At 35.1% G+C, this 23,491-nt stretch carries 25 protein-coding genes; 6 read left to right on the plus strand and 19 right to left on the minus strand.

Annotated elements, in window-relative coordinates; all coding sequences use genetic code 11:
• Positions 1–10 precede the first annotated feature (10 nt).
• The 4 genes from ACIQZA_RS15780 to ACIQZA_RS15795 all read right to left on the minus strand — a co-directional run bounded on the left by ACIQZA_RS15780 (position 11) and on the right by ACIQZA_RS15795 (position 2,349).
• Positions 11–463 carry a CPBP family intramembrane glutamic endopeptidase gene (locus ACIQZA_RS15780; RefSeq protein ID WP_402882503.1) on the minus strand — a complete coding sequence of 151 codons (453 nt, stop codon included), beginning with the start codon at positions 461–463 and terminating at the stop codon, positions 11–13.
• Between the two features lie 539 nt (positions 464–1,002).
• A complete protein-coding gene (locus ACIQZA_RS15785) occupies positions 1,003–1,404 on the minus strand; it encodes a hypothetical protein (RefSeq protein ID WP_402882500.1) in 402 nt (133 codons plus the stop codon).
• 60 nt (positions 1,405–1,464) lie between these two features.
• Positions 1,465–1,893, minus strand: coding sequence for a GNAT family N-acetyltransferase (locus ACIQZA_RS15790; protein WP_402882498.1), 429 nt, complete (start codon positions 1,891–1,893; stop codon positions 1,465–1,467).
• Positions 1,894–1,908: 15 nt separating this feature from the next.
• Complete coding sequence (locus ACIQZA_RS15795) at positions 1,909–2,349, minus strand: GNAT family N-acetyltransferase (RefSeq protein ID WP_402882496.1); 441 nt, start codon at positions 2,347–2,349, stop codon at positions 1,909–1,911.
• Between the two features lie 112 nt (positions 2,350–2,461).
• Between ACIQZA_RS15795 and pdxR the strand changes: the two genes are divergently transcribed.
• Positions 2,462–3,850, plus strand: coding sequence for a MocR-like pyridoxine biosynthesis transcription factor PdxR (gene pdxR, locus ACIQZA_RS15800; protein WP_400941018.1), 1,389 nt, complete (start codon positions 2,462–2,464; stop codon positions 3,848–3,850).
• Between the two features lie 251 nt (positions 3,851–4,101).
• Here pdxR and ACIQZA_RS15805 read toward each other — a convergent pair whose 3' ends face one another.
• From ACIQZA_RS15805 to ACIQZA_RS15815, 3 genes are all read right to left on the minus strand, one after another.
• The gene (locus ACIQZA_RS15805) at positions 4,102–5,325 is read right to left on the minus strand and encodes a GNAT family N-acetyltransferase (RefSeq protein ID WP_400941016.1); all 1,224 of its coding nucleotides are present in this window, start codon (positions 5,323–5,325) and stop codon (positions 4,102–4,104) included.
• Complete coding sequence (locus ACIQZA_RS15810; protein WP_400941014.1) at positions 5,322–6,053, minus strand: AAA family ATPase; 732 nt, start codon at positions 6,051–6,053, stop codon at positions 5,322–5,324. Before ACIQZA_RS15810 ends, ACIQZA_RS15805 begins: the two co-directional genes overlap by 4 nt.
• A gap of 704 nt (positions 6,054–6,757) precedes the next feature.
• Positions 6,758–7,780: a trypsin-like serine peptidase gene (locus tag ACIQZA_RS15815; RefSeq protein ID WP_400941011.1), complete on the minus strand. Its 1,023-nt coding sequence runs from the start codon at positions 7,778–7,780 to the stop codon at positions 6,758–6,760.
• A gap of 339 nt (positions 7,781–8,119) precedes the next feature.
• Here ACIQZA_RS15815 and ACIQZA_RS15820 point away from each other — a divergent pair, with 339 nt between their 5' ends.
• Both ACIQZA_RS15820 and fumC read left to right on the plus strand, forming a co-directional pair.
• A complete protein-coding gene (locus ACIQZA_RS15820; protein ID WP_370083458.1) occupies positions 8,120–8,335 on the plus strand; it encodes a hypothetical protein in 216 nt (71 codons plus the stop codon).
• A 364-nt stretch (positions 8,336–8,699) separates the two neighbouring features.
• Entirely contained in the window at positions 8,700–10,091 is a 1,392-nt protein-coding gene (fumC, locus tag ACIQZA_RS15825) for a class II fumarate hydratase (protein ID WP_400941009.1), read from the plus strand.
• 258 nt (positions 10,092–10,349) lie between these two features.
• Here fumC and ACIQZA_RS15830 read toward each other — a convergent pair whose 3' ends face one another.
• A complete protein-coding gene (locus ACIQZA_RS15830) occupies positions 10,350–10,544 on the minus strand; it encodes a hypothetical protein (RefSeq protein WP_402882493.1) in 195 nt (64 codons plus the stop codon).
• Positions 10,545–11,141: 597 nt separating this feature from the next.
• A complete protein-coding gene (locus tag ACIQZA_RS15835) occupies positions 11,142–11,591 on the minus strand; it encodes an HTH domain-containing protein (RefSeq protein ID WP_402882489.1) in 450 nt (149 codons plus the stop codon).
• Between the two features lie 103 nt (positions 11,592–11,694).
• Between ACIQZA_RS15835 and ACIQZA_RS15840 the strand changes: the two genes are divergently transcribed.
• Entirely contained in the window at positions 11,695–11,829 is a 135-nt protein-coding gene (locus ACIQZA_RS15840) for a hypothetical protein (protein ID WP_402882487.1), read from the plus strand.
• 91 nt (positions 11,830–11,920) lie between these two features.
• Here the strand turns inward: ACIQZA_RS15840 and ACIQZA_RS15845 are convergent, their stop codons facing one another.
• Positions 11,921–12,670 (minus strand): hypothetical protein, encoded by a 750-nt coding sequence (locus tag ACIQZA_RS15845; RefSeq protein ID WP_402882485.1) that lies wholly within the window; start codon positions 12,668–12,670, stop codon positions 11,921–11,923.
• A 717-nt stretch (positions 12,671–13,387) separates the two neighbouring features.
• On the opposite strand from ACIQZA_RS15845, the gene ACIQZA_RS15850 reads away from it, so the two are divergent.
• The gene (locus ACIQZA_RS15850) at positions 13,388–13,981 is read left to right on the plus strand and encodes a YdeI/OmpD-associated family protein (protein WP_402882484.1); all 594 of its coding nucleotides are present in this window, start codon (positions 13,388–13,390) and stop codon (positions 13,979–13,981) included.
• Between the two features lie 168 nt (positions 13,982–14,149).
• On the opposite strand, the gene ACIQZA_RS15855 is transcribed toward ACIQZA_RS15850, so the two are convergent.
• The 8 genes from ACIQZA_RS15855 to ACIQZA_RS15890 all read right to left on the minus strand — a co-directional run bounded on the left by ACIQZA_RS15855 (position 14,150) and on the right by ACIQZA_RS15890 (position 21,294).
• Positions 14,150–14,344 carry a helix-turn-helix transcriptional regulator gene (locus ACIQZA_RS15855; protein WP_053482180.1) on the minus strand — a complete coding sequence of 65 codons (195 nt, stop codon included), beginning with the start codon at positions 14,342–14,344 and terminating at the stop codon, positions 14,150–14,152.
• Entirely contained in the window at positions 14,310–14,861 is a 552-nt protein-coding gene (locus tag ACIQZA_RS15860) for a DUF6773 family protein (protein ID WP_402882482.1), read from the minus strand. The genes ACIQZA_RS15855 and ACIQZA_RS15860 overlap by 35 nt, the downstream gene beginning before the upstream one ends.
• Positions 14,862–15,085: 224 nt before the next feature.
• Complete coding sequence (gene lepB, locus ACIQZA_RS15865; RefSeq protein WP_402882480.1) at positions 15,086–15,676, minus strand: signal peptidase I; 591 nt, start codon at positions 15,674–15,676, stop codon at positions 15,086–15,088.
• Between the two features lie 742 nt (positions 15,677–16,418).
• Complete coding sequence (locus ACIQZA_RS15870; protein ID WP_402882479.1) at positions 16,419–16,970, minus strand: GNAT family N-acetyltransferase; 552 nt, start codon at positions 16,968–16,970, stop codon at positions 16,419–16,421.
• Positions 16,971–16,984: 14 nt separating this feature from the next.
• Positions 16,985–17,518: a cysteine hydrolase family protein gene (locus ACIQZA_RS15875; protein WP_400935544.1), complete on the minus strand. Its 534-nt coding sequence runs from the start codon at positions 17,516–17,518 to the stop codon at positions 16,985–16,987.
• A gap of 190 nt (positions 17,519–17,708) precedes the next feature.
• A complete protein-coding gene (locus ACIQZA_RS15880) occupies positions 17,709–18,140 on the minus strand; it encodes an NUDIX hydrolase (RefSeq protein WP_402882478.1) in 432 nt (143 codons plus the stop codon).
• A 233-nt stretch (positions 18,141–18,373) separates the two neighbouring features.
• Complete coding sequence (locus ACIQZA_RS15885; RefSeq protein WP_402882476.1) at positions 18,374–19,306, minus strand: stalk domain-containing protein; 933 nt, start codon at positions 19,304–19,306, stop codon at positions 18,374–18,376.
• A 218-nt stretch (positions 19,307–19,524) separates the two neighbouring features.
• Entirely contained in the window at positions 19,525–21,294 is a 1,770-nt protein-coding gene (locus tag ACIQZA_RS15890; RefSeq protein ID WP_402882474.1) for a glycerophosphoryl diester phosphodiesterase membrane domain-containing protein, read from the minus strand.
• A 256-nt stretch (positions 21,295–21,550) separates the two neighbouring features.
• On the opposite strand from ACIQZA_RS15890, the gene ACIQZA_RS15895 reads away from it, so the two are divergent.
• Positions 21,551–21,769 carry a hypothetical protein gene (locus ACIQZA_RS15895; protein WP_402882472.1) on the plus strand — a complete coding sequence of 73 codons (219 nt, stop codon included), beginning with the start codon at positions 21,551–21,553 and terminating at the stop codon, positions 21,767–21,769.
• Between the two features lie 128 nt (positions 21,770–21,897).
• On the opposite strand, the gene ACIQZA_RS15900 is transcribed toward ACIQZA_RS15895, so the two are convergent.
• Positions 21,898–23,472 (minus strand): amidohydrolase, encoded by a 1,575-nt coding sequence (locus ACIQZA_RS15900; protein ID WP_402882470.1) that lies wholly within the window; start codon positions 23,470–23,472, stop codon positions 21,898–21,900.
• Positions 23,473–23,491: the final 19 nt, after the last annotated feature.

Consider the following 23,491-nt stretch of genomic DNA (forward strand, 5'->3'; position numbering starts at 1 on the left):
AGCTAGGTCTTTAGAGCACATTGAACATTGCCATGAAAGAGGCAATCAGATTACTAATGCCATGTATGCCCCAGCTTATTAAGATGGAGCCATTAGATTTTCTCTCATTGATCCACCCCAATAAATAACCTGCAAACGCGGCTGACATAACAACTAATACGATGACTCCAAAAGGAATAAAAGAAAACATCATCAATCCATGTAAAATGCCAAATAGTAAACTTTGTACGATATTTCCTATTTGAAAACCAAACCTATGCATGAATCTTTTCAGTAAAAAGCCTCGGAACAATAGCTCCTCTGAAAATCCAGTTTGTACAATAGCATAGAAAAAGACTGGTATGAGTGCTGAAAAACCAAGTCCTGTAAAACGATTGGACGCTAAAATTGAACTGTCTAGGTAAAGATAAGTAATTATAGTGAGTGGTAAGGTTAATAAAACAATGATGAATAAACCATACAAAATATATCCCTTTATTTTCAATGACAAGCTTTTTGAGGCCGATCCATCTTAAAAATGATTGTTCCTTTCTTGCTGAGAAAAACCACCAAATAAACGGTATAACTGAAAATAATATGACTTGAAAAATTGCGCTTAGTACACTTTCCAAAACCATAATTCCCCCCCTGTTCAAAATGTTTTACATGAAGAATGACAAGTGATGGTTAGCTGTTTTCCGGAAATCGCTAGTTGATGTTTGAAGTTCGCCGGTAACATCTGCTTTTTCGCCGCTTAATGTTTGAATTGCGCCGCTAACTCCTGCTTTTCCACCGCTTAATATGGAAACTTCGCCGCTAACTCTTGCTTTTCCGCCGCTTGATGTGGAAACTTCGTAGGTACTCTATATTGCGTCTTTCTTCATGTTAAGCATATTAAACAGCAGAGTTGAAATCAAGATATTTTTAATGATAATCGTTAAATAATTATCCATTATAAATAAATATTAAATGTTATTCAGTAAATAAATATTTAAAAAGCGACTAGAAAAACTCTAGTCGCTTTCACTCTTTATTTGGATTTCGCTCAATAAATTCTGTAATTTCATCTTTTAATTCATAAACTAAATGAAAATAATGACGCTCATTCATTGCACCCTTCTTGCGCCATTTTTGCATTTCTTGATAGTGGAATGTGATAAAATAACTTTCAATCTCTCGACGCTCTATCCCTTCCTTTTTTGCCATATCGACAATAGAAAGACCTTCTTTCCAGTATTGATCATACACGTCTTGCGTTATCCCAAGCACCTTACAAATAGCATCATAATCGTATTTCACATGGTAAACAAGCTGTCCATCTTCACCATTTGCATGTTGTTGAATTACATTATTTGCATAACAAACTGGTGTAAAGCTCATTATAAGTAGGCTCGTGAGAAATATTTTTTTGAATGGTGCTTTCATGTTAAACCTCCTTCATGTTTTCACTAGTGTGTGAGGTTTAAAAAAATCATATTCCTTTGATCACAATGCTCTTCGAAAAGAAAAGCACCATTTTTCATATCCTAATCGATCTTCATAAAAACGATGCGCACTAGTCCTTTGAATACCAGACTCTAAAGCAATATAGTGCGCGCCATTTTCTTTGCCCCATTTGTGAAGATAGTGCAATAATTTCTCTCCATAACCTATTGAACGATACTCCTCATCCGTCACTAAATCATAGACAAAAATATGGCGTTCACTGTAAAAGTTGACTCTCCAACTTAATCCGGCGACAGCCACAATGTTCTTATTTTCGTATAAAGCAAATAACAAATAGCCATCTTGGGTCATTTCTTTTAATAATTGGAGGTATTTTTCTACTGTTAATTCCGTACGAAGCTGCACCATAACGTAATATGCTTCCATCCACTCCTGCTGCGTTGTTAATTGTTTGATTGCTATAGTCATTATTCGAAACTCCTCTTACCAATATTTAATATAATGAAATATTCCATCGTCTATTTTCATCCCGAGCTTCTCATATAATTTTTGAGCACGAGCGTTGTCTGTCGCTGTTTCTAAAGCTATATAACGCGCATCTTTCTGTAAACAGTATGAATAACACTGTTCAATTAGGCCTTGTGCTACACCTTGTTTCCTAGCATGCTCTGCCACAAATAAATCGTTTAAAATATACGCCTGTTTCATTGCAACAGATGAAAAAATAGGATATAGCTGGACAAAACCAACTGGCTGCGCATCCAAATAAGCTAAAAAAATTACCGACTCCTCCTTATTTAAACGCTCCATTAGAAACTGCTCAGCCTGTTCTAAATCTGATGGTTGACCATAAAATTCTCGATAGGCATTAAATAATGGCACGACGTCTCCAACAGTTGCAAAGGTAACTGTACAAATCTCCATAATCGTTTCTCCCCATTTCTTTTAATATGTAATTCTTGTATTATGATAAAAAACTAACTGACATTTAAAAAGAAACAGTTTTCCACATTCCAACATGTCAAGGAGGGACTTTATGGAGGATTTTATTTTCTTATTTACAGATGAAGAGGCAAAATATAAACAAATTTATCAACAAATCAAATGGTTAATCGAACAACGGAGATTAACAACGAATGATTCGCTTCCTTCTATTCGAAGGCTAGCCGAAACTTTACATGTTAGTCGGAATACAACTTTAACTGCCTATGAGCAGCTCGTAGCGGAAGGATACATACGTGGTGAAAGACGAAAGGGATATTTCGTGAATGAATTTGAAAAAGTTTTTCTTCAAGAGGAGGAATGGCCTAGCCTTAGTCAAGAAATTAAAACTAACAGTGGAGATGTCATCATTGACTTTCGGGCTGGAGCTGTCGATCAACAACATTTTCCTTTAAAAATATGGCGGCAAATGGCTAATCAAGTGTTACCTTTACAAAAGTGCTATGAATATGGCGACCCTTTCGGTGAGCCACTTCTAAAGGAACAGCTTGTACATTATTTGCTTCAAGCTCGTGGCGTACATGTAAATGAAGAGGACATTATTATCGGTAGTAGCACGCAACAAATGTTAATTTATCTAGGCTTTCTATTAAAGCAAGATTTCCCAAGTGTTATTTTAGAAGACCCTGGCTACAACGGTGCACGAGAAGCGTTCAAGCTGCATGACTTTCAGATAGAAACTTTACCTGTGTCGGAAAAAGGTGCAAAGCTTGAGCATTTAAAGCATTTACATTCGCGCTTACTCTATGTCACACCTTCTCATCATTTTCCATACGGCGTTTCCATGATCATTCAGCAGCGTCAAGCTTTAATTCAGTGGGCTAAAAAAGTTGATGGTTATATACTTGAGGATGATTATGATAGTGAATTTCGTTATACGCAACAGCCATTTCCTGCTCTCGCCTCACTCGACAAGTCACGTGTGATTTATATGGGGACATTTTCAAAATCATTTTTACCAGCTATTCGTTTAAGCTATATGGTGCTACCGAAATCACTTGTACAGCCATATAAAGAACGCTTTGCTCATTTTGAACATAACGCCTCGTCCTTACATCAATTAACAATGGGGAAATTCATGGAACAAGGTGAATGGACACGGCATATTAAAAGAATGCGTATCACCTATAAATATAAAATAAATGCTCTTGTAGAGGAGCTTAACAAACAGTTCGGAGAAAAAATTACGATACTTGGAGAACAATCTGGACTTTATATATTAGTTAAGGTGCAAACTCAATATTCAGAAGAGCAGCTCATTCAAAATGCACAACAATACGGAGTCAAGGTCTACCCTACCAGCCCATATTTCCTACAACAGCCAAGTTCTATACCCATTATACAATTAGGCTTTAGTAAATTAAAAATGGAGGACATCATTCTCGGTGTACAACTGCTAAGAAAAGCTTGGATTACGGAATAATACGCCATAACTGCAAGCGTTAGGGTTATGGCTACTCTTTATCTCGATCATCATATGTTTCATCAGCACATTCAACATAGTCGCTCCAGAAAATGTATGTTCCACTTTTCCGATATTGCGTCTTTGGGTGATCTGATTGCAGTTTTCTCTTGGAGCTGAGCAGTTTTTGCGTTGACCCGATTGGTTTTCTTTTGAACCTATAAAAAAGGAGTTTGCACAGATTGCCTCTGCACAAATCCCCCAAAATTTTTTTAAAAATAATCAATAAACGTTGGAATGCCTACTGGTAGTACCGTCTCTAGTAGTGCAATTTCAATGGCATTGCCTTGTAAACGCTCGATTTTTTCTAAATAGCTCGGTCGTTTATAGCCTAGTAACATCGTGGCAAGTGTTTGAACCGTTAGCTGAATAGCATTTTCTGACTGTGTCTCACTTACCTTTTCAACTGCAACTTTTCCGTCGTGCTTCGTTATAACAAATGTGCCATTATTCCATGCCACAATGCGATCACTAACAGCTAGTCTAAGCTGAAAATCATTTCCCGTGAATGGGTAGCGTAACAGAAATTCTTTTACGTCAACAATTCGTGCCATAAAATAAGGGGATACCTTTTGAATAATTTCACTATCCTCTAACAGAAAGGCAACGGCTTCATTGCCAGTTGTTTTACCATAGACGTTGTAAATCATTGAGTTATGTGCTGAGACAAAATTCCATAAACCTTTACGCGCTTCTTCCTGCAAATAGACAATTTCATCGATATAAAAATTTTCCTCCATAATACGATAAAACATATAACCCTGTGGTATATCATCCTCATCATAATAAACTGCTGCCTGAAGGTTCACATCACTATCGATAAATTTTTCTTCCCAAAAATCTTCCTGAAACTTTTCATTCCAAGCGATACTATTACGAACCATGACACCGTGCGTTTTCTTTGAATAATACGCATAAATAGTCACAACGTCTTCATGTTTCGGATCGACACGACGGATTTTTCCATTTAGGCCTCCATAACGAGGAAGCTGCGTATCTTTGATTTGAAATTCCACAATATCACTCATAATTTCCCAACCCCTTTTTCGGTAATAAGGGATAGAATATGGAAATAAATAGGAGATACATTGTCCTTCGTTTCGCAACCGCTCTAGGCTCTCAATAATAAGGCTCTCCATCAAACCATGCCCAGAATATTCAGGGTACGTTCCGACAGCAGTGATGCCTCCCATTTCATAAATCCTACCATGAACGTTTACCTCAAAAGGTAGGCATAAAATTTGAGATACTAGATGTGAGCCATCGAACCAACCAATCGCATGTCCTTCATTAAATTGCTTACTTTTGGCATTCACAAAGCGACGATCCTTATGAATGGACATGGACATTTGAAAAACATAATTAAGCAAATCTATAAACTGTGCCATTTCATCTAATCGAATTTCTCGCATAACTAAGCCTTTACGTTGATTCATGATCCTCTCTCCTCATCAAATAACTCTGAAAAAATGGTTTCCGGTGCATTTAAAAAACGCTTCGTAACAATGTAATGTATAGTATCCTCATAACGAATAGCTTCAATCTCCCCATTATCAAAACTATAGATTGTAGCATTTGGATAGCCAAGTAAAATAGGTGAATGTGTGGCGATAATAAATTGTGCCTCATGCTCTAAATTTTTGATAATTTTGAGTAGGCTTAGCTGTCTCGTTGGTGACAACGCCGCTTCTGGCTCATCCAATAAATAAATTGCCTTGCCTTTGAAGCGATGCATAAATAGTGATAAAAAGGACTCACCATGTGATTGATGATGTAACGACTTCCCCCCAAAAGCGGTATACTTATTTGGATGACCATCTAACAAATCAATATGACTCGCAAATTGATAAAACGTTTCAGAACGTAGAAAAAAGCCATTTGAAACCTTTGGCCACCAGGATAAACGGATGAATTCTCCAAGTGCAGATTCCGCTTTATGTACTTCATATAAATTTTGACGGCCGCCCCCCGCTGTATTAAAATCACAGCGATCAGCTATAGCCTCCAATAGGGTTGATTTCCCAGAGCCATTTTCCCCTACAAAGAAGGTAACGTTCGTAGGAAACTCTAGCTCCTGTAAATCCTGCAAACTTGGTATATTAAAGGGATATTGATCTTTCACTGCTATTTCCCCCTGTAATACCTTACATGACTTTAAATACATTTCGTTTCCTCCCTTACTACTATTATAACGTGCCTACGCTTTTTTCCAAACATAAGCCACGCATCGCTTCAAAGGAAATCAATGATCATAAAAAAACAAAGGCCGAAAAATCAAAACATTAGTACAAATCATAAACTCATCATTGAACTTGACCTATAACAATACCTAATCCCTAGGTACAAAAACTATATTATGAGCATCAAAAACACAGTTGTAACTACAAATATCTATGAAATATTTCCCGAGAAATAAATAAAAAATATGTCGAAAGTTGCAATAAAAAATAATAAAATTATGCCATAATATAGCGATTTACAAAAAATAATGAAATAGCATAATCAGACTCACTCCCATTTTGAACTGCTATTTTTCCCGCTACAGCTAATATTAATTTAGTACTTGCAATAAAAGTGCCTATAACATAATCTGTTAATTCCGAAAATAGCTTCCCTTAGATTCCGTATATTTTGTTTTTGAATCTTTATTACCCCCCATTTTTCTATCCCATGATGTAAAACAGGTGACAGAAGGGTTATTCCTTGAAAAAGCTGAGATAATGACCGTTGAAGATTGTCCACATCAATTTCCCAAATAAATATACCACCTTATGGTTTGGGATGCCCAATTCAGTCAACTCTTATTTTTTAGCGTCAAAAAAAAATAGACAAACCGAAATTCTCAGTTTGTCTACATTATTAGTAGTTTTACTCTAAAGCTTTGGAAATAAAATTAAACATATAAGAGTTCATCTTAGGTCCTCCATTCATCGGGTTCCCATTAATAACAAATGAACCTCTATGAACGCCTATAATTTGATTATCAGTGTTTATTAATGCTGAACCCGATTGTCCTGGTGCGGTATCAATTGTATAAAAGGCTACAGATGCATCTTCTCTAGTAATATTTCCTCTCGTACCAAATTGAGAAATTTCACCACTCGCCTGCATTAAATCTCCCGGATAACCATAAATACCGATATTTTGATTAAGAAGATTATTCACCTGTTTAATTCCAAGAGTTCCTGCAACATCTCCCGCCTGTTTATTGTCTTTTGATACATCCAAAACAAGAATAGCGAAGTCTTCAGAGCTCGAACCAGTTGAAGCCCAATTAGCAGCTACATAATAATCATTAACTTTATAAGAACCAAATAATCCAACACTATTACTTACGCCAGGGTAAACCTTTGCACTAGTTATAGTTTCTTTTGTTTCTGGGTTTATTACACAATGTCCATTTGTTAAAACTTTATTTTTGCCAACTAAAGAACCTGTACAAGAACCACCTTTTCCATCAGGCCAATTTATTTCAATATACGTAATTGCACTATATGGCAATTCTTTAGTATTCTCTACTTTTTTTCTACTATCGTCACCGATGACAATGCGTGGTGATATTTGTAATGGTCCTCTAGCAGTAGAATCATTAATAACAACTGGTGGTGGTGTAATATCGATAAACGAGTGACCTTCCATTATTGAATCAATCTGGATGGGCGAAATTTCCCCCGAACCTTGAACACTTGGTATTTCATTAATTAATGGCGAATTGCTAACATTAAACTCCTCATATTTAATGATTTCACCTTTCGAGTTTACCATGTCATAAGGATGTGACATTTTACTTGGATCAAATGAAAATTCACCTAAAGACTCATCTGCAAAAACATTCATTGGCACTAATAAAAAGATAAGCATAAAGAACAACCTAATAGTAATTTTTTTCATGTTATTCCTCCCTTTGGTTTAAGTCTATTTATAGTTTAATAGAATTGAAAGGAAAAATAAAGATAAAATATTAAAAATTGGCAAAATATAAATAATTCTGAATATGATTAAAAATTTAGTGATCGTTTTATCCATTTCAATCTTTAGGATTACAGTCTTTTCTCTATGATCTACCCCTAATTAAAAATGTTCTAGATTTAAAGCTCTTATCATACATTGAGTAAAACCTTCCCCTTGCTCATTATCCTCATAAACCCTATCTCTTTTACATTACATACAAGCAATAATAAAGGAAGGTTTTTTTCTAGGTTCAATAAAACATTTATAAGGAGAAGGATTATGTTTGTAACTCATTTCTATGAAAACAAGACGTCCGTTTTAAGTCAGCTGCTCGTAAATTTACCTACTGTCGAAGAGAACATTAAAATTAAAGGACGTAAAGCTAAAGTTGTTCAGATTGTTCAAATAGACGACAACAACTATCAAGTAAGTATCATTTTTGAAAAAATACCTAAAAAACAACCGTTAAAAGAAATTGGCAAGAAAAAGAGATAGCTCTTCCCTATTCACCTTCCGACGCTATCATTTAATGATAGCGTTTTAACTTTAAAAAAGCGGGAATCGAACTATAAGAGAAAAATCCACTGCGAATTATTCTCAACGATAAAATGTCTTCAAGAAAAGCATTTGACTTTTTAATTGATAATAATTATCATTATCAATAGATTATTTCTTACTCCGAAATGCTTAGTTCAGAATCCCCCTATTTTTTTGAAATAAGCATGTATCAAACAGATATTCTTACATCAGACTAAGAATATCTTTTTTTTAACTTCTTTCAGCAGATGTTAAGAAGTTTAATTCTCCGACGGATGTTTAATTAATTGGAGAGATTTACATAAATAAAGGAGCTGTTTTCATGGATTATCGTATTGAAAAAGACACTATGGGTGAAATTAAAGTACCTGCAGATAAAATTTGGGGTGCTCAAACGCAGCGCAGTAAAGAGAATTTCCAAATCGGAACAGAACAAATGCCTATTGAGCTAGTTCAAGCAATGGCCATTTTAAAGAAAAGTGCTGCGATGGCCAATAATAAATTAGGTAAGCTTTCAGATATAAAAGCAAATGCGATTGTGCAAGCAGCAGACGAAATTTTAAAGGGTCAATGGGACGATCAATTCCCTCTTGTAGTTTGGCAAACTGGTAGTGGTACACAGTCAAATATGAACGTCAATGAGGTAATTGCTCACCGTGCAAATCAACTTTTACAAAATGTTGGAGAGGCTGAACGCATCCATCCAAACGATGATGTCAATAAATCTCAAAGCTCAAACGATACCTTCCCAACGGCTTTGCATATTGCTGCAGTGTTAAAAGTTGAAGATTATTTACTACCGCGACTACGCTTACTAAAAGATACACTTGATGACAAAGCAGAAAAATTTAAAGATATTATTAAAATTGGTCGTACACATTTACAAGACGCTACACCTTTAACTTTAGGTCAAGAAATTAGTGGCTGGGTAGCAATGCTTGCTAAATCTGAGCAAATGATTGTCCAAAATATTGAATATATGAAGGAATTAGCGATTGGTGGAACAGCAGTTGGTACGGGTATTAACGCACATCCCGAATTTGGTGAGCGTGTAGCAGCGGAAATTAGTCAATTAACAGGAAAACATTTTACTTCAGCTGCAAATAAATTCCATGCACTGACGAGTCATGATGAAGCTGTTGTCGCACATGGCGCATTAAAGGCTCTTGCGGCTGACTTAATGAAAATTGCCAATGATGTTCGCTGGTTAGCGAGTGGTCCTCGTTCTGGTATTGGTGAAATTACGATTCCAGAAAACGAGCCAGGCTCATCTATTATGCCTGGTAAAGTAAATCCAACTCAAAGTGAAGCGATGACCATGGTTGTTACACAAGTTGTTGGTAATGATGCAACAATTGCCTTTGCCGCTTCCCAAGGTAATTTTGAGCTAAATGTCTTCAAACCAGTCATTATCTATAATTTTTTACAATCAACTCGTCTACTAGCAGACACAATGAAATCATTTAATGATCATTGCGCTGTCGGTATCGAGCCAAATAAAGAAGTACTTAACCATAATTTACAAAATTCACTAATGCTCGTAACTGCATTAAACCCTTATATCGGTTATGAAAATGCGGCAAAAATTGCGAAGAAAGCCCATAAAAATGGCACAACATTAAAAGAAGCAGCGATTGCATCTGGTTTACTAACAGAGGAACAGTTCGATGAATATGTGGACCCTGCAACGATGATTTATCCAAATGTAAAATAACAGGCGTGCAAGTTAATCACATAGCACCTTCAAAACATTGATATATCAACGTTTTTAGATAATTTTTTCCATTATGTACTTAACAGGTTGGTGTATTTTACTGCATGTTTTTGGGGCTAAGTGGGGCTAAATTGGGGCTAATAAAATACGGCGAGCGTGTGTACAGGAATGTGTGAGTAAGAAAGATTGGAGCTATCAATTGGCTTCAATCTTTTTTCATTATTACCCACACATTGTAAAGAAACCCTTTGAGGCTTTTCAGTCTTTTGATATTTGCCGTTTTCTATAGACAATTAAAGCAAGTATCGCAAGAATTAAAAGTAAAATACTAGAAGTCAAAAAGAATAAAGATAAAGTCCTCTTTTCTCCCCAGTTGTTAAACGCTTGCGAAAAACCGCTAAAAATCATCAAAAAGGATAGTACCAATTGAAGTTTTGAAACATCTTTAAACAATAGAATCCTCCCTTCTTATTCAATTGTTAATTGCACTTTTACGTATGGTATAAAGTGCAAATTAAGTTTTAGAATATGCCCTTATATTTACTTATTCAAGTTCTTTTTAAGTAATTTATTATTGGAGATAGCAACTTCTATTAAACCAATCATACATATTGCTAAAAATAATATAGACCAATTGATTTTTCCAACAAATAAAAGCGTATAGATAACATCCATTACACAGTATAATAATATAATGCTAGCAATAACTATCCCTTTTTTATTCTTCATCTTTCCACCACGTTCTCTTTCCTCGATACTAATGTCAAAATATACCGACTTAATTATACATTAATTAGCTAATTTTTGTATTCCTTCCCCTCAATTCTTTTTCTTTCTACCAATGAAGTGTGGATAGTATTACCCACATATTGAATGACCTCATCCCACAACTTTTTTATGGTTTTTGTACCATCACCCTAAGCCTATTTTGGTGCATATTTTTCAATTTGTTTCGCTCCATAAAAATAATCCCATTAGGTAGATAGATTTTATTTTCTAATCTGTCTACCTAATTGGGAGCATTTCATTTCGAGTAACCGGGCTTTAAATTTATTTATGTAAAGCAAAATTAAGCAAGATAATATTTACACATATCTCAATTTCTATATTCCTCTCTAGTAATTGATCTTCTTTAAAATCTATAAGTTCTTTTTCTGCTACATTTATAATTTTGGACAAGCTTTCTGTTGTTATCTCGTATTCCACTAACAAACTATTCAATATTGACTTTACCCTATCTTTAGCATTAAAATCATCAAAACCAAAATTCAACATTGTTAATTTATACTCAATCTCTTCAAATTTTTCATTTGTGATGCTAATTGAATCTTGCATTATATTTTCTATGTCATTTATGGGTATATCAAACATTTTAGAGAGTTGTTGAAGCCGTAAATTAAATTTTTTAATTAAATCTTGAAATTGTTCTCTAAAATAATCAGATTGGGTCGGTCCATTAGTGAGAAAAGATATTTCTACTTTTTTCTGATTTTCATCCATTCTATTTCACCTCTACTTTATTTTAGTGAAAATATTCATATGTTGTTATGAACAAAGCGTATAAATTTTTTAGCGGTGTAATATCTACAATGGATAATAGGGTTTGTCGCAAAAACAAATTTCTGATAAAAGCGGATCTATTTTCATTGTACAATATGTCGGTCATGCTTTCCGTTCAACAATAACTGGTGCTGTTACTTTAGCAGATGATCTCTATAAAAAGTATCCTCTAAGATAGACACCAAAAAAGTCTCTCTTAAAGGGTACCTTTATTTACAATACATAAAACTAGATGGAGCAGCGTTTAAGAGAGCTTTGTAAATTCCTAATTACTTATCTACAACTTGTTTTAATAAATTCACTGGAATCCAATGTGTAGACTCGTTGCCGTCATCCTTTTTCCAGGTTACATATTGATATCCATTAATTTCAAGACCTTCTGAATATAAAATTCTTCCCTTTTTCAATGTATTTATTGTTGCAGATCCTTGTATTGGATCCTGTTTAAAATCTGCATCTTTTGTTAGCTCAAAACGCACGCCTATTTCGCTTCTTTTCGTCTCAGCGATTTTTAGATCTGTACTATGATACTGTATACACTCTTTGGAACTAACATTATTGGCACCGCAATAAGAAATTACTTGTCCATTATTTGTAAAAGAAAAACCCGGGTTGGTTCTTTCATTGAACCACATTCCGTAAGTTGCGGTATTACTATCACGATTAATAAAGATATAAGTTGGATTGTTATAGAAAGATGAACGAATTTTTATTGGTACTTCTTTGAAAACTACCAAATCCGTTGCTTGTACTCGATATTGCCCCATTTGGTAAAACGTTTTGCCATCATATTTTTCAATATCATACGTTCTAAAGAAGTTATTTCGCTTGACCACTAACGAATCAAATGCACCATTTGCATTTTTCTTGTATACTTTGATGTCTTTTTTAAAGGTCATTTTTCCGGTTTGGTCTTTTACAACCTCTGCTCCATCATACATCACTTTCGCTTCCGATTTTGAGGGATGTACTACTGCAAATACAAATGCTACTAGTAACACAATAAAAAATTTTTTCATAATTCTCCTCCTACTTAGCTTTATTTTAAATAACACACTCCAATAAGCATTATATACCAATATATTCTAATATTTTGGATCATTACCAAAACATGTGGTTGATTTCCGTTCCGACTGGGCGCTTTGTTGCTGCCGCTACGTTAGCACTACGCTTTCGCACAGAGCAAAGCTTCCTGGGGGCGTCCGATGAACCGCTTTTGGTGTTGCTGTCGCTACGCTTTCGCACAGTCAAAACATTTGTAGCTGACGCTTCGCTTTCGCTACAGAATACATTTGGTGCTGCTGCTACGTTAACACTACGCTTTCGGACAGAAAACATCCGCTGCGCTGCAGGGTCTCGGGCCAACACGATGTTGGTCACGAAGGCGTTATCACAGGATGTGATGCTTTTAGCCTTCGTTCCTCTATCGCTGATCCCGAGGAGTCGCCCAGTCTCCACTCCAATCAACTATTTACATATAGAAGTTTTAACAAAAGTCATTCTCAACTTTTGGTGGTGAATTAATATTTTACCAATAATATAATGTTCTACCAATAAAAATATACAAAAAAGATTGAACCTACATGTATCAAAGGCTTTTTCAACTCATCACTATTCTTTGTAAATGAGCGATATTAGTTCCCTATTTTTAACTAGACATGACACTAGTTAATGTTTTATTATAAATCAATTAGAGAATATCAGCTGATTAAAAAATTGTAGAGGGGTGTTCCTTGATGACAAATAGCAAAATGAATTTAAAGGTTGATGAATTTTTAAGTAAAGCTAAAAAGTGGCAGGAAGAATATTCGGCGTTGAGAAATATCGTTCTTGATTGTGAATTGACTGAAGAATTTAAATGGATGCATCCTTGTTACACGCTTGGGAAAAAAAACATCGTGTTAATACATGGTTTTAAAGATTATTGTGCGCTTCTGTTTCATAAAGGAGCCTTGTTAAAGGATGCCCACGGGATTCTAATTCAACAGACTGAAAATGTACAGGCGGCGCGCCAAATTCGTTTCACCAACGTTCAAGAAATAGTTGGCATGGAAACTATTATAAAAGATTATATTCTTGAAGCCATCGAAGTTGAAAAAGCAGGTTTAGAAGTGCCCATGAAAGAGCATAAGGAATACATAATTCCTGAAGAACTTCACAATAAATTCAATGAAATGCCTACCTTAAAAACTGCTTTTGAAAAATTGACGCCAGGACGACAAAGAGCATACATTCTACATTTCTCTCAACCTAAACAATCCAAAACTCGCGTGTCAAGAATTGAAAAATACACGCAACACATTCTTGATGGTAAAGGATTAAATGATTAGTTTATTCATGGGAAAATAAATAACTCTGTTATAAAAATGGTCGAAGCAAATTGCTTCGATCTTTTTTATTTCGGCTGTTCTAGAAATCCAAAGAACAAAAGAGACTACCTTAGTTGATAGTCTCCATTTTAAATAATAACATTATTTAACATTTTAAACCAAACAGTCTTACTCCTCCCAGAACAATTCATCTAAGGTTTTATTTAACGTTTTGCATATCGCAATACATAAATTCAAAGTCGGGTTGTATTTACCTAATTCAATTAAACCGATTGTTTGCCTAGTGACCCCCACTTTTTCAGCCAATTCACCTTGTGATAAATCATGTTCAATTCGAGCCATTTTTAAGCGTATGTTTTTCACATTGATCACCACTATCTTCATCTTCTAACATTCTTTGAATAACTCGATCACTTTTCTTTTTAGCAAGCCCATAAAATAAGAGTAAAATTCCGGCAATAAATGTTGAATACAATAACAGTGATACAAAAAATACCAAAAAGAAAAAATATATTGCTTGTGGAGTACTTTCTGCATAGTTGAATGCACTGTTAACACCCATAATAATTGCAATAATCATGCCAATAGCAACACCGAAAATAATAAATTTAGTACTTAATTTAAATTTACTTGTACTATCGTGAATCTCTACTTCATCAGTAAATATGCCAAGATAGGCTGCTCTGCCACAATAATAAACAGCTGAGAATAATATAATCAACCGTTCTGTAAATACATTTTCTGAGGACACTCCCTCTGTTATGAATTTTATTAGGATCGATATTAAACATATTACAATGACAAAGAAAAAAATCTCCTTGTAAATTTTATTTTGCTGATTTTTAATTCGTTCATCGACGTGTTTACTTTTCCAAAACATCCATATTTTCCTCCCTTTATTTTATGATTTTAATTATACAGAATATTTGTCTTTTTGCAATATATATATTACATAAAGTTAATTATATTATTCATTAATAAAATGATAACCTTTGTGCGTGCGTCTCCCAGACGTCGGTTTTTACAAAAGACAAAACAAAAAAACCACTCATTTGTGGAGTGGTCATTATTATTACCTTTATCAAGTTTTAAGCCTTCGATCTATCAGTTAAATCTAAAGTCAATATGCTCGATCGGCCAACAGACGATACTTGTTGTACCCATAATTTTTTCTTTAGGGATGAAACCTAACTCAGGATTTCTACTATCATTACTTACACGACGATTATCACCTAATACAAAGTAGTGCCCTTCAGGTACGGTAGTTTCACCTAAGTCTTGTTCTAACGTAAAATCATATGTAAGTGACCCAGGATCTTTTAAATCCTTCTTGTACTGATCTAAATAAGGTTCACTGTACTTTTCTCCGTTTATGTATAATTGATCATCCTTATACTCGATTTTATCTCCTGGTAGACCAATGATACGTTTAATAATATTTTTTTCTTCATTGTCTATCATAATGTTATTAATAACGACAATGTCAAATCGATCAATTGACTTAAATTTCGGACCGATTTTATTAACAATAACACGATCGCTTTCTTCCAGTGTCGGTTCCATAGAAGCACCTTTTACGAGTACTGGCGTAAATAAAAACTGCTTGATTAAAAATGCCACCAATAAAGCGAATGCAATTGCTTTTACCCATTCAACAAACTCATTTGTCTGTTTTCCCTGAATTTCTTCTCCCAAAATTCCACCTCCTAGTATTTCTCTTAATTAATACGTAAAAAAAGGAAAATAGTTTCAATTTTCTGTTCGTAATTTTTAAAAAAACAAATACAAAGGGTATTTCTATTTACATAAGGAACATTTTTAAAGGGAGACAAGTTCGTCTCCCTCATCATTTAATATAGACAGCCTTTTCACGTCCTCGAACTCGTTCCAACACTTCTACCGCCGTCATTCTCCCAACGATCAATGTCCCAAACAACATCAACATCTTCCCAGCCGTCATGTATTTCTCCGTTAGGAAGGGTACCATTTCTTACTATAGAAATAACACATCATCCTTTTTAATAATATTTCATGTTTCTATATTATGTAATGTTATTTGTTTTGTTCATCGCCCAATATGGGGGTGTGAAAAGGATACGTCTCTTTTTTGTTTTTTGTACTTAACCTACATTCAAAAGGATTACTTTAAAGTCTTAGAGTATCTGTTGCAACTGGATCAATGATATGAATTTTTATAGCTAATAGAATTTTCCCATAAAGTTAAGGTAGCGAATCGTTAATGTAGTTAAACTAACTGATATGTTTTTTCTGGAAGAAGGATACTGTTTATGAATAAAAAAAAAGAGTGCAAGCTTTGAGGGGCTAATAACAAAATCGAGCTGTTATCCAGGTCATTTTTTCGTAATTAATAGGAGAAGAAAGTTGTTTTTGTTGTAAAAAAAACAGCTAAGCACCTATTTGCTTAGCTGGGTTTATTTTAAAATTGTGCCTTTATTCTTCCCATGACAATTGTATTATAATAGTTGCCATCTGAAAGGAGTTTATCATTTTTTAAGACGCCTTCAACTTCAAAGCCAAGCTTTTTATAGAGCAAAATTGCTTTGTCATTTGTCTCTACAACATTCAAGGCCATTTTTTTTATGTCATTCGTGTCAGCCCACTCAATTGATGCTTTTAGGAAGTTTTTTCCTATCCCATAATGCCAAAATTCCTTTAAAACACCTACACCAAACTCTACTTTATGGGCAAATCTTTTTAATCGAGACCCCTCACATCTAGAAAATCCGACAATGCGATTATCAACTACTGCTACTAAACACAAATTCCTTGGACTTACCGTGTCTTCCTTTATGATTTTTTCAAATCCTGTCGTATCGATAAAGCCTTCCCCTTGTTCTCTATCGAAGTTTTCCGTCTCTCCATCAAGTTGTAGCCTCAGATCTGATAATGCTTGAGCATCTTCTATATTGGCAGATCTAATTGTATAATGAAGTTCATTTATAGTAAATTCTTGGCTGTTTATGCGCATTATTGAAACCTCTTTTACTTAGTTTTAAAGATAGTACTTAGCTTAATGTTCACGAATCGATTGTGCCAAACGGACTCGTGGTGCTTTATAATTTGCTGTGCGTTTAATACGTGACTATCTAGGGTGGTATGTGCACCTTCAACTAAAATATTATGATGGTATCCATGACTATAGGCATTTCGGATAGTCGTATCAAGACAAAATTCTGTTTGAGCACCCGCGAAAATAAGCTGCTCAATTTGTTGTTCCTGTAAGTATTGCGCTAATTCTGTTTGATAGAATGCATCCCACGTTGTTTTTTGAATTACTTTATCATCTGGTTGTCGTAGAAGTCCGTGATATAGATCCCAGCCTGGTTTGCCAAACGCAAAATCGTCATCTTTATTTGAATCCGTATGCTGGATAAAAATAATTGGAACTTCGCTGTGCCGTGCCCAAGTTATTAACATATTAATGTTTTCTATTACTTTTTCGTAATCAAATAAGTAGTTTTCACTATCCAAAAAAAATGCTTCCTGCATATCCACTATCATTAATGCCTGCTTCATATAGTTCTCCTTTTGGAATCTGAATTTAATTCTCTTATTGTACAAAAAATTTTTTTCCATTTAAAGAGAATTATGAAAAGAGAGGGAGATTTCCATTTTAGATGAACTTGTTCAGGTGGGTGACTGATGAGCCACTTGAGGAGACACGATGTTGGTATGAAGGGGTTATCAGAGGACGTGATGTTTTCCTCTACCCTTGGATTGCAAGTACAAATGTGTCAGCAAGTTTTATATTCTCCTTTAAATAATTTGGTATAGAAGAATTATCGAGTATTTGTTCAGTTGTCATCCACACGACACTGTCAACTTCATCAGGACTCTTTGCAAAGGCTTCTCCGAGCTGATGATGACAAAGAAATACGATGTCTACTACACTAATACCTGCATCTGTCAAAAAGGAGGAACTATTAACATACCTTAGATTTGAAACCTCCACCCCAACTTCTTCGGCAATTTCCCTTATAAGTGTTCTTTCTAAAATATTTGTTGAGAACCCTTCCTTTTCGACCTTCCCACCAACAAGAGACAATACTCCCCCTGCATGTTCCTCTTTTTCACTACGTTTTATTAACAGCCATTTTTTATTTTTGTATATTGCAGCTTCAACATTAACGATAAACATATTATCGCCTCCTAAAAAAGTATATTATATGTATTTTCTGCATCAGAAGAGTCTTCTCCTTTTTCGATTTTTTTACCGTAAGTATTTTTCTGCATGGTAGGAGTCGTTGTAAAAACGAACGTTATCAAAAACGATTAAACGGCTTAAGCCCATTAGTTTAAAGGGATTAAGCCGCTCAAAATATTTTTTACTATTTCCTCCGTCACCTGACAAGAAGAAGAAGTTCAATTGTTTTATTTCATTAATTCTTCAACAAAATCAACTGGTATATATGTTTTTGTTGGTTCTAATAAAGCTGGTGCTACTTTAAAATAACGAAGTGCTTTATTATAGCCATATTCTTTTTGATCACGTGTAATTGTATAAGATAATGCGCCTTTAGAAATAATTGCACCATTTCCTGTTGATTCTACTTTAAAGCCCAACTCTTCGGCAATTAAACGTAGTGGTACCATTTTAGTACCTTCGACTTCATAAAAGTCTTTATTAATAATTTCTTGTACTGCAGCTTTAGATGGATCCACTTCACCTGGCTCTTGTGCAATCGTATCTAAAACGACAACTTTTGAAGGTGGTGTTTGTGCTGGGATGCTCATTGTTGCAATTGTATAGAACACTAGTAAATGTTGTTCTGTTAAATCCTCTGCCTTTACTTTTTTACCAGACAGGCTAAGTAATTCCGTTTCTTTACCAACATTTAGTTTTAACGTATTATCAGTATTCACTAATTCTTTATTGAAAAAGTCTACTTCTACAATTCCCATTTCTTTTGTTTCAACAATAATTACCTCTGGGTTATATTGTGGTGGATAAATCATCAGCATTGGCTTATTTGCATACGTGTATGCCGTTACTTTATCACCTTTTTGTAGTTTAACTTCTTTACCAGTATTATCGAAAACTAGTGTATCGTCATTTACGACAAAAACATTCGTATTCTCTTCCTCTTTTACAGTGTAATATGTTGAATCGTCACGTTTTTCAACATTCTCAATTGTTCCAGCTATTTTAATAAAAATAGGTTGAACTTGTGGATTTTGCTCATTATTATCAGTAGCGTTCGTCACAACCGCTTCTCCTTCGTTTGCTGATGCAGTTGGAGCTACTACAGCGCCCCCGATTAATAATGCTGACATGGCTAATGGTACAACTTTCGTCATTTTCATAAAAAAGCATCTCCTTCATTTCACGAATTCATAGTAGTAGTCGGCTATGAAAGAAAAAGGTTACAACATTGCCAACATTTATTCCATTCCGCTAAAAAAGCTGTGATTCTTTTACGGTAAAGAATCACAGCTTTCTCTTATGCTGGTTGGATGAGTATTTTTTCGGTTCGCGAGTATTTCCTTGCTTCGCGCAGGTTATTGCGTTTAATCGTATTAATTTAAAACATAAATTGAAGTAGATTTAATATACGCTGTAAAAAATAGTCACGCTCATTTTGTTTTTTCCTTATTTTCAAAGCCATATCTGGGAGATCGGTAATGACGCCATTGACATTTTTCCGAATAAAATCGTGTAATGACTGATCTTTATTTAATGTCCAGACAAACAGTTTAATTTTTTGTTGCTTCATCTCTGAAATCAGCTGATCTGTTACCCATGCTTCCTCAAGTGATATAAAATCAACTGTTTCATCCATCGGCCCGATGTTTAATGCATAGACAATCCCTACACGTAAATTCGGCGCCAATTTTTTTAACTGTGACATCATTTGTGGGTCTGATGATTGCACATAATACGTATCGAGCACCTTATAAGCTTTTAGTTTTTCAACTAACTTGGGCAATACATCTTCTGTTTCTTTACCATGAACTTTCAATTCAATCAGTAAGGAAACATTTAAAGCTTTTGCTATTTCAATAAAATCATCTAAAGATGAAATTTTGTCATTAAAACCATTGGCATGAATCGTTAACGTCTTTAATTCACCGAGTGTCATATTAGATATAACACCATTTTTACCTGTAAGTCTTCTTAATGTTCGATCATGAAATACAACGAATTGTCCATCTACCGTTTGCTGAATATCGACCTCGATTAAGTCTGCACCTGCACTTGCTGCGCTGACAAGGCCACTGATTGTATTTTCCACATTACCCTCTGTGTAGCCACGATGAGCAATAATTTTTGTATCTGGTGCATAAACACTTTTCTCTAACGAAATAATATTCATCACACTTAATGCGATAAAAACAAACAAAACGATAAATAACAATGGCTTATAGCGCCTTCTTCGAAATTTCGGTGTAAACCTTGTCTTGCTTAAAGGGGTGTAATAAGTAAAAGCCACCATTACTTGTGAAATCATTGCTTGCAGTATACTAAATAACACGACGAAAACCATTTCTAAAAAAGCAATAGTAATCCCCGCTGTGACAAGTGCTGTACTCGGTATCAAACGCTCCAACATATATAATGGCAATATACTTATAAGTGTAATTCCAAGCATCACAAGTAAAAGAACTGTTACTAGTATAGCTAATAATCCAAGAAGTTTTAACAAGTCCTGCTTTGAAAAACGCCAGCTGTGTATGAATGAACGAAATAGTGATATTTTGGGCTGGATTGTAAAGATCGGCAAAGCCAATATACTACGTATGCCCACTATTACTAAAACAATTACCATAGCGGCATAAAGTAAACGACCCGAACGACTACTCATTATTTCATCTGTCAAAAAGTGCGGAATGGTCATTGCTTGTGTTAACGTTAGTGGAAATATAAATGTAGCTAATGGCAATAAAAGTGCAATATAAATAAATAAAAAAATGACTTGAATACTAAAAAAAGAAAGTACTTTACGATTGAGCTGTTGCCATATGTGTAGATATCGATATCGAATTCCTCGTTGTTGATAAAAAGCCATTAAAAAAAGAAAGCCCATTTCATAATAAATAAAGAGAAAAATAAGCACAATCGAAAGAATAAACATCGAAATGACAAAGGGATGCACCATAAAACTTTGAATATTTTGCTCCGTAATATGTGTGTAGCCCGTTACTCGCAGCATTAGCTTAAATACGATAGCCGTCATAGGAACAATTAATAAAAACTGAAATAACTTAATCAGCGCGAAAACCTGTATATAATCGATGCGATACATATAAATATTGTAGACAGCTTGTCGCATTACTTGTCCCTCTTTATGCATTTACTCACCTCAGTCATACCTATCGTATCCCCTATCTTAAGCATCTTTCCGATTTTTATAAGCTCTTCCTATATGATATGTAAAGCCATTTATTTCTAATTATTTTCTGCTCTTGAAATACAATTTTTCCATATAATATGCAAGGAAAAATGATAAGATTTCTGTATTTTTAGTGTCTATAAATATTTTCTTGAAACTTTTTTGTATGTAACTCGGTAAATAATAGAATCGATACAAAATAAGGGGGCTAATAATTATGAGACAAACAATGTTTCATCTTGGTGATATTATTAGTACAACCGTACTTTTTGTCATTTTCCTAGCGATATTTTTCGTGATGATTAATACGATAAAAAGAATGAAATCGACTGCTCCTTTGCCTCCACAAGAAACACTTCAGCAACAAGTAGATGATTTAACAATACGAGTGACAATACTTGAGCAACAAGTGGAAAATTTATCAGAAAGACGCTAGCTCCTAAAGAATGAAAAAACGCTGTAAAGTTTATTCTTCACAGCGTTTTTCATGTTCTTATAAAATTATTATGTCAATGAATTAAGATGTTATAAAAGACTCTTTGGCAAAACACGGGTTGATTTCCGTTACGACTGGGCGCTTTTATCATAAACGATACGGCCATCAACAACCGTATAGGCGACTTTTACTTGTGGAATATTTTCGATAGCTATTGTAAAAAGATCTTCTTCTAAAACAGTGAAGTCTGCTGTATAGCCCTTTTCAATCTTACCTCGAGCATGGTCTTGAGCTATTATTTGTGCAGCTCCTATCGTATAGAGTCGTACTGCCTCAAAGCGTGAAATTTTCTCTTCTGGACCGTAGCCATTATGCGATTCCCCAAAATTCCGCCTTGTTACTGCTGCATATATACCATATAATGGATTTGGCACTTCAATCGGGGCATCACTGCCGCCTGCAACAACTAATCCACGATCTAGTAGCGATTTTAATGGGTGTAAGCCTTTTGCTCGTTCCTCCCCTAGCCTAGCTAGTTCTGCCTCATACTCTCCCTGCACAAATTGAGGCTGCATATCCACTGCGATAGGCAACGCAGCGAGTTTTTCTAAAATCCCTTCATCGACTAAGCTACAATGAATAACACGATCTAATTGACCTTCACGAGGCGGATGGGCAGCAAATACTTTTAAAATTGTTTCAATGGCTAAATCGCCAATGGCATGCACTGCCACTGTTTGTCCATGTTGACGTGCAAGTTGAACATATTCCACTAGTTGTTCTGTTGTATGTACAAGCATACCGCAATTGCCTGGTTCATCACAGTACGGTTCACGAAGAGCAGCAGTACGTCCTCCAAAGGCACCATCGATAAAGATCTTCATGGCACCAAACTCTAAATACGGAGAAGATACTTCTTCCATCTTAGCAACTTCCTCAAATACCGTGTGGTGTTGTAATAAATGAACTTTAAACGATCGCTTTGCCTCGATAATCTTTCGAAAAGCATGTATTGGTTGAAGCGGTGGCCCGTAATAGCTTAAATCCTCAGAATGACCACCCACTAAACCATATGATTGCAGCGATATTACCGCCTTTTCGAGAGCATCCTCAATATACTCAGACGTAATATGAGGCATATGGTTGACAATCATATACAATGCTGCATCTTTTAAAACCCCTGTTAGCTGTCCATCCACCTTATCAATGAACCCACCTTCTGGAGATCGTGTGTCCTTAGTTATTCCCGCAAATGCCAGCGCCTTGGAATTAGCCAAAATTAAATGATGACAGCTGCGCTTAATGATTAAATGTGCTTCCCCTAAGGCATCAAGCTCCGCTAATGTTGGGAAAATAGGATCTATAAATTGTGTCTCATTAAGCCCTATCGCGATTACCCATTCATTTGCGGGAACTTCTAACATCCGCTCATGAATAATTGCCAGTAGCTCGTCCTTACTTCTGACGTTCGATACATCAATATGCTTTAATTTCTCCCCGTAGCCAATAATATGTAAATGACTATCGACAAAGCCTGGATACATCACATTCCCTTGTAAATGTTGAATAGAAGTAGCATGTGGCGACAAGCTATCTACCGAGCCTGTCGCCACAATTTTTCCTTCTTTTACAAGGACTGCTTCAACTGTTTCGCCAACTTGCGCCATCGTGTAAATTTTTCCACCAGTCCATAACGTTGCCAAAACAATCCCTCCTATCCAA

It is taken from the genome of Lysinibacillus sp. NPDC096382 (assembly GCF_044762845.1).
Taxonomy (GTDB): domain Bacteria; phylum Bacillota; class Bacilli; order Bacillales_A; family Planococcaceae; genus Lysinibacillus.